The organism is Mesorhizobium sp. M4A.F.Ca.ET.022.05.2.1 (genome assembly GCF_003998845.1).
Taxonomy (GTDB): Bacteria; Pseudomonadota; Alphaproteobacteria; order Rhizobiales; family Rhizobiaceae; genus Mesorhizobium.
The window spans coordinates 1-14,356 of sequence record NZ_RZOJ01000125.1 but is presented as its reverse complement, the minus strand read 5'-3'; the positions used below and the strand labels follow the sequence as shown (position 1 = coordinate 14,356).

At 63.0% G+C, this 14,356-nt stretch carries 10 protein-coding genes and 1 pseudogene; 8 read left to right on the top strand and 3 right to left on the bottom strand.

Going from position 1 to position 14,356, the window contains the following annotated elements; genetic code table 11:
• From EN745_RS15810 to EN745_RS15800, 3 genes and pseudogenes are all read left to right on the top strand, one after another.
• A pseudogene (locus tag EN745_RS15810) lies at positions 1-328 on the top strand (3-oxoacyl-ACP synthase); the annotation flags it as partial.
• Complete coding sequence (locus tag EN745_RS15805; RefSeq protein WP_127400302.1) at positions 328-1,299, top strand: DUF4150 domain-containing protein; 972 nt, start codon at positions 328-330, stop codon at positions 1,297-1,299. The pseudogene EN745_RS15810 and the gene EN745_RS15805, both read left to right, overlap by 1 nt.
• 9 nt (positions 1,300-1,308) lie before the next feature.
• Positions 1,309-2,220: a hypothetical protein gene (locus EN745_RS15800; RefSeq protein WP_127400301.1), complete on the top strand. Its 912-nt coding sequence runs from the start codon at positions 1,309-1,311 to the stop codon at positions 2,218-2,220.
• On the opposite strand, the gene EN745_RS15795 is transcribed toward EN745_RS15800, so the two are convergent.
• Genes EN745_RS15795 through tssI form a run of 3 tightly spaced genes read right to left on the bottom strand, consistent with a single transcriptional unit; the run spans position 2,221 to position 5,325 of the window.
• Positions 2,221-2,565, bottom strand: coding sequence for a hypothetical protein (locus tag EN745_RS15795; protein WP_126058934.1), 345 nt, complete (start codon positions 2,563-2,565; stop codon positions 2,221-2,223).
• The gene (locus EN745_RS15790) at positions 2,562-2,984 is read right to left on the bottom strand and encodes a DUF6484 domain-containing protein (RefSeq protein ID WP_126058933.1); all 423 of its coding nucleotides are present in this window, start codon (positions 2,982-2,984) and stop codon (positions 2,562-2,564) included. The genes EN745_RS15795 and EN745_RS15790 overlap by 4 nt, the downstream gene beginning before the upstream one ends.
• Before the next feature lie 13 nt (positions 2,985-2,997).
• Complete coding sequence (tssI, locus tag EN745_RS15785; protein WP_127421712.1) at positions 2,998-5,325, bottom strand: type VI secretion system tip protein TssI/VgrG; 2,328 nt, start codon at positions 5,323-5,325, stop codon at positions 2,998-3,000.
• A gap of 257 nt (positions 5,326-5,582) precedes the next feature.
• On the opposite strand from tssI, the gene tagH reads away from it, so the two are divergent.
• From tagH to EN745_RS15760, 5 genes are all read left to right on the top strand, one after another.
• Positions 5,583-6,653 (top strand): type VI secretion system-associated FHA domain protein TagH, encoded by a 1,071-nt coding sequence (tagH, locus tag EN745_RS15780; RefSeq protein WP_127421711.1) that lies wholly within the window; start codon positions 5,583-5,585, stop codon positions 6,651-6,653.
• A gap of 304 nt (positions 6,654-6,957) precedes the next feature.
• Positions 6,958-8,463 (top strand): type VI secretion system protein TssL, long form, encoded by a 1,506-nt coding sequence (gene tssL / locus EN745_RS15775; protein ID WP_127421710.1) that lies wholly within the window; start codon positions 6,958-6,960, stop codon positions 8,461-8,463.
• Between the two features lie 22 nt (positions 8,464-8,485).
• Positions 8,486-12,016: a type VI secretion system membrane subunit TssM gene (tssM, locus tag EN745_RS15770; protein WP_127421709.1), complete on the top strand. Its 3,531-nt coding sequence runs from the start codon at positions 8,486-8,488 to the stop codon at positions 12,014-12,016.
• Positions 12,017-12,175: 159 nt separating this feature from the next.
• Positions 12,176-12,958, top strand: coding sequence for a protein phosphatase 2C domain-containing protein (locus EN745_RS15765; RefSeq protein ID WP_127406948.1), 783 nt, complete (start codon positions 12,176-12,178; stop codon positions 12,956-12,958).
• Positions 12,955-14,356, top strand: a 1,402-nt coding sequence (locus tag EN745_RS15760) for a serine/threonine protein kinase (RefSeq protein WP_145992043.1), incomplete at its 3' end; no start/stop codon positions are given. The genes EN745_RS15765 and EN745_RS15760, both read left to right, overlap by 4 nt.

Genomic DNA, 14,356 nt, shown 5'->3' with positions numbered 1-14,356 from the left:
GACGACCGCCTACCGAGTGGCGCTTGAGCAGACCGGCATCGAAATGAACGGGGTTGGCTACCGGATGTCTGATCTCGTGGGCGAGCAATACTGGTTCCGGCAGACAGCACTGGCATCGTTGAGATTGGTCCGGGGGCGCCATGCCTTCCAGGATCTGTTGTCGCCGACCGAATCCTTGGGCAACATCGGCGCGGCCGTCGTGCCCATGATGATGGGTATGGCATGGACCGCGGCCCGGAAGGGCTACGACAAGGGCAATCCGGTCCTGATCGAAGCGTCCAACGACAGTGGTGCGTGCGGCGCCGCTATATTTGCGGCTGCAAGCTGATGTCGACGAACGTTTTTGCCAACGGTCTGGAAATTTCCGGCAAAGCCGTCGACGCAAAGACCTTGGGGGCGTTTCCGGACGTGTGCTTCACGCCGCCTGAAAATCCGGCCACCCCACCAGGCGTACCGGTCCCCTATCCGAGTTTCGGCTTTGCATCGGACACCGACAAGGGAACGGGTACCGTCAAGATCGCCGGCAAGACGGTCAACATCAAGAACCAGTCTTACCTGACGAAGACATCCGGCACCGAGGCCGGTTGCGCGGCGAAGAAGGGCGTCATCACGTCCAAGAATACCGGCAAGGAATATTTCAATTCCTGGTCGAGCGACGTGAAGTTCGATGGCGAGCCAGTCGTTCGCCATACGGATCTCGCGACGAACAATCACGCTTCGCCCCAAGCAAACACCCCGCCGATGACGCATGCGGCGCAGTGGGAGGTCGATGGCGTCTCGTGCAAAACGATCCTGACCAGAAACGATATGGTTCTTCACCGCCACGGCGACAGCACGTGCGACAGCAAGAAGGGGGAATGGTCGGAACACTATGTCGAAAATCAGTTCATGGCAGTGTCCGGCAACCGCAATAAGACCAAGGCCAAGTTCAAGAACTACAAATGTGACGACGCGCCCTGCCTTTGCATGCATTCCAGATGGACCAAGGGCGACACCAAGCCCAGCGGCATCAGGAACGGTCAAACCACCGGCACGGACCATTACGACAAGAGCAAGGTATGTCGTGACAGCCTGAAGAATGACGATCCGAACCTAGGTGAGTTCACCGACACCTGCGCTGAAGCGTCGGTGGAGAATCACGAGAACATGGCCGGCAAATCAGCCGCGGAGAAGGCAAGAGTGGCCGCCTGTCTGGTCGCGGTCTTCCTTGCTCACATCCAGGAAAAGATCAACGAGCATAGGAAAGCGACCGGCAAGCCACCTATGAGCATCAAAGACGTCAGGGCCATGACAAGGTAGGAGTTAGCCGTGAGCAAGTTCACCAACGACATCGAAACGATCCTCCGGGACCCGCGCTACCATGCCCAATGCATGCAGATCGTACCGTTCGGGCGGGATCACTGTGCCCTGCTTTTCGAACTCGGAACGCAGGACCACGACATCGCCTATTCCGTTGTTTTCGAAGTCAGCAGCTTCGCGCCGGGAACCCAAAGTCAAACCTTGAAGCTTGAAGAATGGCTGGCGTCTCTCGCTTCCCCCAGCCTCACCAACCTTTTTGCCCTTGAAGTGGGAAGGGTCGTCTGGCGTTACCGCGGGGGCAACTGGACCTCGACGAAAGTCGCGAAGAATCTGATGCAGCGTGTGTGGTCCTATGACGACGGTCTCACCCTCCTGGTTGGAGACAAGGGGCAGTCGTGGGCGTTCGACGGAAATGCCTGGTCGGCCTTGAAAGCCGATCGGCCTCATCGCCTGCGCGACGTGCACGGACCACGGCGCGATCTTATCCACTGCGTAGGCCAGGTGGGAACTCTGCAGCGGCTGGTCGGTGACGGATGGCGGGCAATCGATCTGCCTATCGAAAACGATCTTTGGGGTGTCTTCGTAACGCCGGACGGCGTCGTTCGCGCCTGCGGCAATGATGGCACATGCATCCGCGTGGTGAACGAGGAAATGATCGAACTGGAAGCGCCCAAGAGCAGGTTTTTCTGCGTTCACCAGTTTCAGGGGGAGGTGTACTGGGGCGACAGCGAATTCGGCATCTACCGGGAACAAGGCAACCAGCTCGTAGAGTTCCACCCCGCCGGCACCGGCTGGGACATGCGTTCAGACACTGAATATCTCTATCTTGTCGGAGGCGGCATTGCCTGGCGCTTCGACGGCAAGAAATGGAACTCGTTGCAGCTTGACTATGACGGCACCGACCTTCGCCTGATCCAGTAGTCAGCGCGGCAGATGGGCGGCGAGATACTTGCGCACACTCGCGAGATTCAGCTGCGTCACGGCTATCGGCTGAACCGTGGGCTGGAGCATCCTGACGACGAACAATTCGCCCGCCTCCGGATATTCGGCAAATCGGTCATTGGCAATCTCGCGGCCGATGTCGCCCGCGACCCGCAATCCGTCCAGATGCGCTTCCAGCCGCTCTATCAATCGCGCCAGACGATCTTCATCCATGTCGGGATTCTCTTCTGGATGAAGCAAATGGTAGTCGTAAACCGTCCAAAGGAAGGCAGCCATCTCCGCGTGCTGGCGTACGATCTCGCGAAGCACCGGAACAGCCATCAGTTCAGGTTGATCGAACCGCCCCGAATGCGGTTCGACGCGCTTGCGTGACTAACGAGATAGGTGCCGCGGATTGTTATATGCCCGTCCTTCTCCATGACAATCGTGGCCTTGCCGCAACGCAGCTCAAGACGTTCGTCGGCGTTGATTTGCACGCTCTCGCCGTCCCGAATGACCCGTGTCGCCGACTTCCGGCCAGGATCGACAATGCGCCCGACGATCAGGGGCATCCGCGGGTCACCTCCCTGGAACAGCAGCGCCACTTCCGAGCCGACCATCGAAGATGTCAGTTCGGTGAGGCTGCGTGCCTGGAGCGCCGTCTGCTCCGGGTTCCCAGGGAAAACGACCAGCGGGGCCGAATCCTCGAAACCCAGGAAGATCCCGATTACGACGCCCTCAATTTTCGCGACCGTCCTGGCCATTCTGAATGATCTCTCAGTTCAGGTTGATCTTGCTGCCCTTCATGGTGATGTTCTTTGAGGCCTTGACCTCGATTTCACCGGACCCGATGACGGTTATGTCTTTGCCCTCGATGGTGATCGTCCCATCCTTCTTCATGCCGATCGCAGCTGATCCGCACTTGATGACGATCGCGTCGCCGGCCTCGATCGACAACGTCTTGCCAACCTTGATCCCGCCATCCTCACCAATGTCCACCAAACTCTTCTTGGCAATCTTGAGCGCACTATTGCCGCCAACCTCGGTAAGATCGTCCTTGGCAATCTTGGCGGAGCGGTCAGCGCCGATGTCGGTGCCTTGATTCTTTGCGATCTTAAAGTTCTGGTCGGCACCGACCTGGACGGCTTGCTCCGCCGCGATGTTCCAGCTGTCTCCCGCTCCGATGTCATGGCTCTGCGCCGCGCCCACGCTCACCGACCGCGACGCGCCGATCGTGTTCGACTGCACCGCACCGACGCTTCGTGTCTCGGAGGCCCCCACCGTATCGACACGCGCCGCGCCAACCGTGATCGTCTGCACGATGCCCACCGTCTGCGAATGGTTGGCGTCGATATTCTCCGTCGAGTTCGAAACGACGTGGATCGTCTCATTCGCCATCACCGTCAGCGATCGGTCCTTGCCCACCGTCTCGGTGTCGTTGCTGCCGATGTTCGTAGTCTGGTCGACGCCGACCTTGACCGTCTTGTTGTTGCCGACGTCCTCGTCGAGGTTGTGGCCGACGGAGTGCTTGGCGTCGTGGTCAATGCGATCGGACTGGTCGTGCTGGACCAGCTTCGTGCGATCGTGCTTGATCAGAAGGTTGTGATCCTTCTGCGCCTGGAAATTGACCAGCTCGGAACCGGCCTTGTCCTCGAACATCAACTCGTTGTAGCCGCCGCCGCCCTTGGACGAGTTCGATTTCCAGCCTGATTGCGTCGCATTGCCCGGCAGCCCATAGGGCGGCATCTGCGAGGCGTTGTAGACCCGGCCGGTGATGATCGGCAGGTCCGGGTCGCCGTCGAGAAAATCGACGATGACCTCCTGGCCGATGCGCGGGATCTGGATGAAGCCCCAGCCGCTGCCGGCCCAGGTCTGCGAGACTCGCACGAAACACGAGCTGTTTTCGTTCTTCTTGCCCAGGCGGTCCCAGTGGAACTGCACCTTCACCCTTGCATATTTGTCGGTGAATATCTCCTCGCCCGAAGGGCCGACCACCGTCGCTGTCTGCGGGCCGCGCATGATCGGCCGCGGCGTGATCCGCGGCGGACGGTAGTGCAAGGAAGTGGGAGCGACGCCGAGCACGATCTTGAAGTTCTCGGCATGGATCTCGTTCTGGGTTCTGTAGCCTGGATCGAACAACCTGTATTCGGCGCTGATCACCAGATATTCCTGGTTCTGGTCGTCGCGCGGAAAACTCTCCAGATTGAACGTGCAACCGGAATGGAGGCCGCGCACGGTTCCGGCAGCCGCGCTGCGCTGGTGCAAGGCCTGGAGTTCTTCGCGCCGGATCCCGGCAAGACTGTCGCCCCGCCCCACATCCAGATGCGCTCCGCGATGCCGGTAGTTCTCGCCCGAGGCCTCCTTGTGGCTGCACGGCTGGGCGGACTTGGCCATCAGGTCGGCGCCAGGCTTCTCGAAATCATAGTCGGTGTGCGCATAGGCGCCGGGCCGCACCTCGCTGCCCGGGACCCATTCGGTGATGTATTCGACATCCCTCCGCGAGCCCTGCCCCTCGAAATTGTAAAGCACCTTATCGTAGCCCGGAGCCGCCTTCAGCTTGCTCATCGCATCGCACAGAATGAGCGTGTGCTTGCCCTCGTCGTATTCGAAGAAATAGAAGATGCCTTCGTGCTCCATCAGTCGCTGCACGAAATCAAGGTCGCTCTCGTCGTACTGCACACAGTACTCGCGCGAGGGATAGGACCCTTGCAGCCGCTTCTCGAATTTCGCCGTACCGTATTTTGAGAAGATCTTCTCGACGATTTCGACGGCGGTCATGTTCTGGAAGATGCGGCAATCGGTGGTGTTGCCGAGAAACCAGAGCCATGGCCTGATGACCGCTTCATAGTAGGCCAGCCGGTCCTCGATGCGGGTTAACCGGAACTCCGACACCAGGCCGCTGAACCAGCGCTTCGGATCGGATTCGCCTTCGACCGAAACGGCGCCGCCCAGCATCTTCAGCGGATCGACATTGTGGTTGGTGCTGACAAACCCCACCGTATGGGCGAAGCAGCGGCTGATCTCATCGCGCCCGACAAGATGGGTGAAGGTCAACAGCTCGGCGCCTAACGGCGTCTGCACAACCGTGGCACGTTCGTTCGGCATGGGTCGTGCCCCTCCAGGACGCGGCCGCCAGTGTGACGGATTTGAAGTTCCCCCTATGTTAACCGCATCACGTTCGGGGACTTCCCGGATTGCCACACCAGGCTTCGTTCAGCCTACCATATGTTTTCCCGCCAACCAAAAGGAACCAAGGGCGGGCAAACCTTGCTCCGGAGGCGGTTGTGAGAGGCTGCTGTCGTGTTGTCCTCGCAAGCTGCTAGAATGGCGAAGTATCGATCAGCGGTCGGCGGCACTTTCATATGTTCATCAGTCTGCAGATCAACAATGTCGAGGCCGCGCCCGCCGGTCTCCCGCTCGGTTACGGTTCGCGCGACCGCAGCTTTGAAATCGGACGCGAAAATTGCGACTGGACCCTGCCCGACCCTGACAAGTTCATTTCCGGCCGGCATTGCGAGGTCCGCTATGAGGCGGGCGCGTTCTGGCTTCACGATGTTTCGCGCAACGGCACCTTCATCAACGGGTCCAGCCAGCGCCTGGCCGCGCCGCATCGCCTCGGCCATGGCGACCGGCTGTTGATCGGCCGCTATGTCATCTTCGTGTCCATCGACGACGAGCGCGGCGTGACGGGTCACCCCCAACCGAGATCCGGTTCGACGCAACGGGAATTGCCGGCATCGACGGGCCGGCCCCAGGAATTCGGCAACGAGCCGTTCTTCAATTCGCGCGAGCAACGCCAGGCGCCGGCGTCGACGTCTTCCCTGCTGCAGGCAGCCGCGCCGCCTTCGGCCGCGCAGCGCCCCGGCGCGGACGAATTGCTCAGGGAAATCGCGCGGGCGGCCGGCATCTCGCCGGATCTGCTTCAATCGCGCGACCCGCATGAGGTTGCCGCCGAGATCGGCGCGGTGCTGCGGACGACGGTCGAGCAACTGGCCTTGCTGCTGAAGGCCCGCGCGGCCGCCAAGATCCTGGCCAAGAGCACGCACCGCACGATGATCAGCGCGGCGGACAACAATCCGCTCAAATTCGTGCCCGGAACCGACGACATCCTGGAAATCATGTTCGCGCGGCGCAGGGCCGGCTATCTTGACGCCAGGCACAGTGTCGAAGACGCCTTCCGCGATCTCAAGACCCACGAATTCGCCACCTATGCGGCCATGCAGGCCGCGCTCTCCCGGCTGCTTGACGACCTGTCGCCCGAGGCGATCGGCAGGAAGCTTCCGCCCACCTCGTTCAGTTCGAAGAAAAGCCAGGCCTGGGATGCTTTCGTGGCGACCTGGCGGACCATGGAGGAAGCCCACGAAAACGGCATGCTGGACATATTCCTGGCTTATTTCGCCGAAGCCTATGCCAAGGCCGACAAGCAAAAATAGCGTGTAAATTCCGGCGCTAGAGCCGGATCCCTACACCGCCGCCGTTAAGAATAATCGGGCGGTTCCGCGCATATGGTTCCAATCGGACGCTTCTGAGATTACGATCACATACGACAGTTCGCCAGGCGGTTACGGCTGAATGACCCAGGGGTCTGCGGCAAATGTCATGTTACGGCGGGATCGCGTTCTGTAGCCTAGCTTCCACCGGACACTCCCCGCGTCAGCAGGGCACGCATTCTTTGCTTCTGCCCCTGCCTGGTCTTGCGCGCCAGCACGGCCGCCATGCGCGGACGGAAGGCCAGCAATGAGCTCGAAGGACGATCCCTTCGGCCCCGCCGGCAAGACCGTCATTCGCGCCAATCCACGACGCAGGAAAAAGCCGGCGCCGGCCCCGCCGGCATCCGCCGATGGCGGGCAGCCCCTGCCTGTGCGGGATTCGACGGTTTTCGATCCGCGGGGCGGACAGCACATGCCGCCGGGCTGGGTGTCCGGAACCGTGATCTATCAAGGGGCGACGTCCAATGCCGGCCCCTTGGAGACCGCGCCCTCGTCGGGGCCGCAGCAGGACGTCCTCCTCGACGCCACCGGCAGCATCACCTACCCCACGGCAAACCCGATCATCGCCGCCGCCGCGCCCTTGCTGATGCTGCTCGGCCAGCTCCGACTTATCCCGGTCGAAAGACGTGCCGAACCGCTGGCGTTGCACATCGCCGAGGCGATCGAAAGGTTCGATCGGGCGATGCAGAAGTCGGGCATTGCCGAAGAGGACGCACGGATCGCCAAGTTTGCGCTTTGCGAAACCGTTGACGATCTCGTCGGCAACCTGCCCTGGCCCGAGGGGGACGGCTGGGCAGGGCACGGCATGCTGTCGCGGTTCTTTCGCATCAAGTCCGCCGGCGCCGGCTTCTATGAGGCGCTGAACAAGCTGCTGGCCGAACCGGAAGCGCATTACGACCTGCTCGAACTGATGCATGCCTGCCTATCGCTGGGGTTTGAAGGTCAGTATCGCGGCCTCGCGCGCCAGGACAGCAACCTCGAACGTGTCCGACGCGACGTCTTCGACACGCTTCGCTACTTCAGGGCGCGGCCCGACGACGACATTTCACCCCGCTGGCAGGGATTGGCGGCGACAATGGCGCGACCGTCAGCGCGGCTGCCGCTCTGGGCCGTCGCGGCCGTCACCTCGGGTCTCCTGACGGCGGCCTTCTTTGCCTTGCGGGTCTTCATCACCAATGAGGGTGACGCCGTCGCCGGCGAGCTTGTGGCGCTCAATCCATCGACGCCGGTGACAATCGAGAGCGCCGACGTGGCTGCCTCGGCCGAGCCGGCAAAAGTCGCGCCTCCCCCAACCCCCGTCGCGCTCACCCAGATCAACCGCATCCGTGCGGCGCTAGCCGAGGATCTGGCGCGCGGCGGGCTGGCGGTGGGCACGCAAGGCAGCTTCATCGTGGTGGAAATAAACAACGCCCTGACGTTCGAACCCGGCAAGGCCGAGGTGAAGCCGGAGTTCCAGTCCGTCGCCGCAGACATCGCCACGGCTCTCGACGCCGAACCGGGGCCGATCAGGATCATCGGTCATACCGACAACGCAAAACCGCGCAAATCGAGCACGTTCAAGTCCAATTTCGACCTCTCGGTCGCCCGCGCCAAAGCCGTCGCGGCGATGATGGCACCCGGCGTCAAGGACCCATCGCGCATCACCACCGACGGCAAGGGCGAAGACGAGCCGATCGCCGACAATGCGACCCCGGAAGGCCGTGCCACGAACCGCCGCGTCGATGTGATGATCCCCAAGGAGGAGACATTATGAGCGCGGCCCCTCGGAAGCGCCCATGACGCATTGGCTGCTGCGCATACTCAACGTCGTCGCCTTGGCCGGTTTCGCGGCAGCCGTCTGGTTTGCCGGACCACTGATCCGTTATGCCGATGCGCGCCCACTCGGGCCGGTCTGGTTGCGCGCCGCGATCGTCGGCGTGGTCGTGGCCGCGGCGGCGCTCTTCTACACGGTCCGGTTCTGGCAAAGGCGAACGGCGCATAAGGCGCTTGAAGCCGCGATCGTGCGCAACGACGCCGACAATGACGATTCGCAGGTGCTCGAGGCCCGAATGAGCGAGGCCATCGCGGCACTCAAACGCTCGAGCGGAAAGCGCAATTTCCTCTACGAGATCCCCTGGTACATCGTCATCGGCCCACCCGGCGCGGGCAAGACGACGGCGCTGGTCAACTCCGGTCTGAATTTTCCGCTTGCCGGTTCCGGCACCGCGCAGCCGGTGGCCGGCATTGGCGGCACGCGATCCTGCGACTGGTGGTTCACCGACGAGGCCGTGCTGATCGACACCGCCGGGCGCTACACGACACAGGATTCCGATCAGTCCCGCGACAAGAAGAATTGGCTCGCCTTCCTGTCGCTGCTCAAGAAATACCGCGCCAGGCAGCCGATTAACGGCGTCATCCTGGCAGTCAGCCTTGCCGACCTCATGAGCTTCGACGATCGGCAGCTTGACGCCCATGTCGCCGAGATACGAAGTCGCCTGCGCGAAACCTATGAAACGCTCAGGATCCAGTTTCCGGTCTACCTGCTGTTCACCAAAGCCGACCTCGTCTCCGGTTTCATGGATTATTTCGGCGGCTTCGACGAGGCGCGCAGGCGCAAGGTGTGGGGCGCGACCTTCCAGACCACCGACCGCAACAAGAACTTGGCCGGTGAGGCTCCGGCCGAATTCGACGCTCTGGCCGGGCGCCTGGCGGACGAGATGGCCGACCGGCTCCAGGAAGAGCAGGATCCGGTCGCGCGCATATCCATCTTCGGCTTTCCGGCCCAGTTCGGCGCATTGCGCGGCCGGGTTACCGGTTTTGTCACCAGCCTGTTCGACATCTCCCGCAGCGAGGTAAACGTCAGCCTGCGCGGCCTCTATTTTTCCTCGGGCACCCAGGAAGGAACGCCGATCGACCAGGTGCTGGGCGCGATCGGGCGCAGTTTCGGCAGCAGTTCGCAGGCGCATCTGTCCGGCACCGGCAAGAGCTTTTTCCTCCACGATGTTCTGGCCGACGTCATTTTCGCCGAGGCCGGCTGGGTTTCATACGACAGGACAGCCGAAAGGCGCGCCGCGATCGCCAGATATGGCGGCATCGGCGCGATCGTCCTGGCCGCCGCGATCGCCCTGGGCGCGCTTGGGCTGAGCTTCACGGCCAACAGATCGCTGCTCGCCGCCACGACGCAGGCCATGAGCCAATACCGCCAGGCGGCGGAACCGCTGCTCAAAAGCACAGAGGTCGCCGACGTCGACCTCGAAAACGTGATTGGCCCGCTCGACCAGTTGCGCAACCTGCCGGCCGGATTCGAGACCGGCGACGCGCCGACGCCGATCGAGGAGACATTCGGCCTCAGCCAGCGCGAACGGCTTCTTTCAGCGGCCAGGACGGCCTACCGGCAAGCGCTGGAGCGAAGCTTCCGATCGCGCCTGCTGCTGCAGGCCGAGCGCACGATCCAGGCCAGGATGGCCGATCCGGCGATGCTCTATGAGCCGCTGAAGATCTATCTGATGCTGGGCGGCAAGGCGCCGAAGGTCGACGACGAGCTGATCGTCTCCTGGATGCGGCAGGACTGGGAACAGAACCGCTATCCCGGCGAAAACAACCGCGAAGGTCGGGCCCAGCTCGAAAAACATCTGCGCGCCATGCTGGCGCTGGACGACGCCTATGATCCGGTTTTCAAGCTCGACCAGCCACTTGTCGAAGCCGCCCAACGCTCACTCGGACGCATGAGCCTGGCCGACCGCGCCACGGCCCTGATCAAGTCGGCCCTCCATGCGGCAGCCCTGAGCGATTTTTCCGTTTCGCTCAAGGCCGGTCCGGAAGCGCCGCTGCTGTTCGAGCGTGTCGACGGCAGTGATCTATCGGGACTTCGCATTCCCGGCCTCTACACCCATGCCGGCTTCAGCGATTTCTATCTCCAGCAGCTCTCACGCATCGCGCAGATGCTTGTCGACGACCGGTGGGTACTCGGCGGCGGCGGCGAGCAGGGTGGCATCGATCAGGAATTGCTCAAGCTCGGACCCGAGCTTCTCGATCGCTATGCCAAGGAGTTTGCCGCGGCGTGGAACGGCATTCTCGATCAGCTGCGGTTCAAGGCGATGCTGAAGGACAAGCCACAATATATCGCACTTTCCGCCGCAGCTTCGCCGAACTCGCCGATCGATCAGCTGTTCAGCGCGATTGCCGATGAGACCACCCTGACCCAGGAAAGCCAGTTCCTCGATGTCCAGGCAGGCACGGCCGAGCGGCCTGACGCCGTGGGCATCGCCAAGGGCCTGGCCCGCATCGGCATCCAGATGGCCGCCGGCAAGTCGCAGAGCCGCGCCGGCTCGGCGGGCTCGCAGGGCCCGGGCGCCAACGTCGAGGCGCAGTTCAGGTCATTCCAGGCCCTAGTGAGCGGTCCTGCCGGACGCCGCCCGATCGACGCGCTGACGCAGAACTTTCGCGACATCTACCAGAGTCTGAAGCTGGCGGCGGACGTTCCCTCGGAGACGGAGCGCGTCAACACGAACCTGCAGCTTCAGGTCTCGACCCTGCGCGCCAACGTCTCGCGCCTGCCCAAGCCGCTTGCCCGGATGGTCAACGCGGCCGCTGACGAGTTCGAGGGCAATGTCGCCGAGACCTCGGTGACGAATTTGAACCAGTTGCTCGACCAGACGGTGACGCGGCCCTGCGAGGAGGTGGTCAATGGCCGCTATCCTTTCGCCAGCGGCAGCATGGAGGACATAGCTATGGCGGACTTCGCCAAGCTGTTCGCCCCCGGGGGATTGATGGACCGCTTTTTCGCGCAAAATCTCGCATCGCTGATCGACATGACCGGCCAGGACTGGAGCTGGAAACAGGACCAGCGCTTCGGTCGCGACCTCTCGAAAGCCACATTGAAGACCTTCCAGTCGGCAGCGGAAATCCGCGCCGCCTTCTTTCCCTCGGGCGGCTCGGTGCCTTTGGTCAGCATCACCTTCACGCCCTTTTCGTTGCATGGCGATGCCGACAGCGCGGTGCTGGACGTCGATGGCCAGACCGTTCAAAGCAGCCAGACGGGCAACGTGCCGAGCACGCTGAGCTGGCCGAGCGGCGCGGCTTCCGGCTCCGCCAGCCTGAGCCTTGCGCCGGAAATGCCCGGCCGGGAATCCGCCATCAAGTTCGACGGCCCGTGGGCGCTGAAACGGCTCATGGACAAGGCCTCCGTCAGCGGAAGCGAAGGTAATCTGGAAGCCCGCTTCGTGATCGGCGGACGCGACGTGGCCTATACGATCCAGAGCAACTCCGAACCCAACCCGCTGTTCCTTCCAGCGCTTGCCGGGTTCAGTTGCCCGAAGGCATTCTGAGATGATTTTTTGGCTCTCCGCCACGTCGACGACAATCCTGGACGGTCGGCGTACCGACCTTGATTTAGATACTCTAATGTTCGCGCCTGTGGCAGAGTGGCGCGAGCGGCGGCCCGAGGGCGCGCCGCGAAGGACGCTTGCGAAGCGCTTGGTGGCAAATTGAACACTGTCGCCCCCCTTCCCTTTGAAAGCTTCGGCGTAAGCCACAAAGGCTGCGTGCGCGACCACAATGAAGACAACTATCTGGTCGAGCCGCGAACAGGCCTGTGGGTAGTGGCCGACGGCATGGGCGGGCATGATGCCGGCGAGGTGGCGTCGGCAAGCATCATCGACCACCTGGCGACGATCGGCATCGCAAGCTCCGCGCCGGACCTTCGAGCGCGCTTCGAGGACAGGCTGAGCCGGGCCAATGCCGAAATCCGCAGCATATCCGAAACCCGCGGCATAACCATCGGCTCCACCTTCGCGGCCCTGCTGGTGATGGACGGACGGTTTGCCTGCCTGTGGGCCGGCGACAGCCGCGTGTATCTTGTCCGCAATGCCTCGATCTCGCAGATCTCGAAAGACCACACCGAAGTCCAGGAGCTCCTCGACCGAGGCGTGATCAGCGCCGCCGAAGCGCTCACCTGGCCGCGCCGCAACGTCATCACCCACGCGGTCGGCGTCAGCGACGAGATCGTCATCGACTACCAGCAGGGCGAGACCATGCCGGGAGACGTTTTCGTGCTGAACACCGACGGGCTGACGGCACATGTCAGCGACGCCGAGATCGAGGCTGCGGTGTTGTCCGCCGCGCCTCAGGCGGCCTGCGAGAAGCTGCTGGAAACAGTGTTGGCGCGGGGCGGAACCGACAATGTGACCATAATACTGGTGAAGATCGGCGACCGCCGCAACGGCCAGGCGCCCCGTCCGCATCCGCCCACCGAGGGTCGGGACCGATGAGCGCCGACGACAAGACGCGCGTCTCGCCAGGCCTTGCCAACACCGGCGTGGGCACACAACTCAGCGGCATCTACGAGCTTGACGAGCGGATCGCGTCCGGCGGGATGGGCGAGGTCTATCGCGGCCACAACATCCAGACCGGCGACCACGTCGCAATCAAGATCGTCCTGCCGGAATTCGCCCGCGACCAGACGATCTTGTCCTTGTTCCGCAAGGAAGCGTCGATCCTCAATCACCTGTCGCATGACGCGGTCGTGCGCTACCACGTCTTCACCATCGATCCCGGCATCGGGCGACCCTACCTGGCCATGGAATTCGTCGACGGCCAGTCGCTGTTCGATGTCATGCGGCGTGGCGCCATGCCCGTGGAGGACGTGCGCAAGCTCTGCCATCGCCTCGCCTCCGGCCTGAGCGCCGTGCATCAGGCGGGAGCGATCCATCGCGACCTCTCCCCGGACAACATCATCCTGCCGGGGGGCCGGGTCGACCGCGCCAAGATCATCGATTTTGGCATTGCGCGTTCGGCCGCCGTCGGCGGAGAAACGCTGATCGGCGGCAGGTTCGCCGGAAAGTACAACTACGTTTCTCCCGAACAGCTGGGGCTTTACGGAGCCGAGGTCAGCGAGCAGTCCGACATCTACAGCATGGGATTGGTGCTGGCCGCCGCCTTGCGCGGCAAGCCGATCGACATGAGCGGCTCTCAGCTCGAAATCGTGGAAAAGCGCCGAACGGTTCCGGATCTTTCCGACATCGATGCCGATTTTAGGGAGATCATCGAGGCGATGCTGCAACCGGACCCGCGGCATCGGCCGATCAGCATGGCCGAGATCGCCAGGATGACCCGCGACGCCGACGAGGAGACGAGGCCGCCGGTATCCGCCATGCCGCGCGACCGCTCGGACCTGCATCGCACCGCCGCGCCCCCGGCTCCTGGGAGGCTGCAGGCCCAGACTTCGGCAACTCCGGACGGCCAACGCTTCGTCCCGCATCAGCGCCCCGCGCACCTTGCCGAACCGCGCCCTCGGGCGGCAGCCACCCCTGCCCGCGCGGTCGTGCCCGATGCTTCCCGGAGAGCTGCGAGGACCGGCTCCATCGCCATCGCCGCCGTGGCGGCGCTGGCTATGGTGTCGGCAGCTGGTATCTATTTCAGCGGCATCCTGACGCCTGCCGCGCCGCCAGCCGGCAAGACGACGCTTTCTCCCTCGAAAACACCGGAGCCGACACCGACTGAGAGCGCTGCCAGGGCGCCCGGCAACGAACCGGCAACGGAGCCGTCCCAAACACCACGCACAGAGGCAGGCCAGGCTCCGGCTGAAAAGCCAGTGGTGCCCACCGCCGCGCCGGCCGAAAAACAGGCGGAAGCCGGGTCCGGACAGAAGCCGGCGCGGCGGTGGGCAC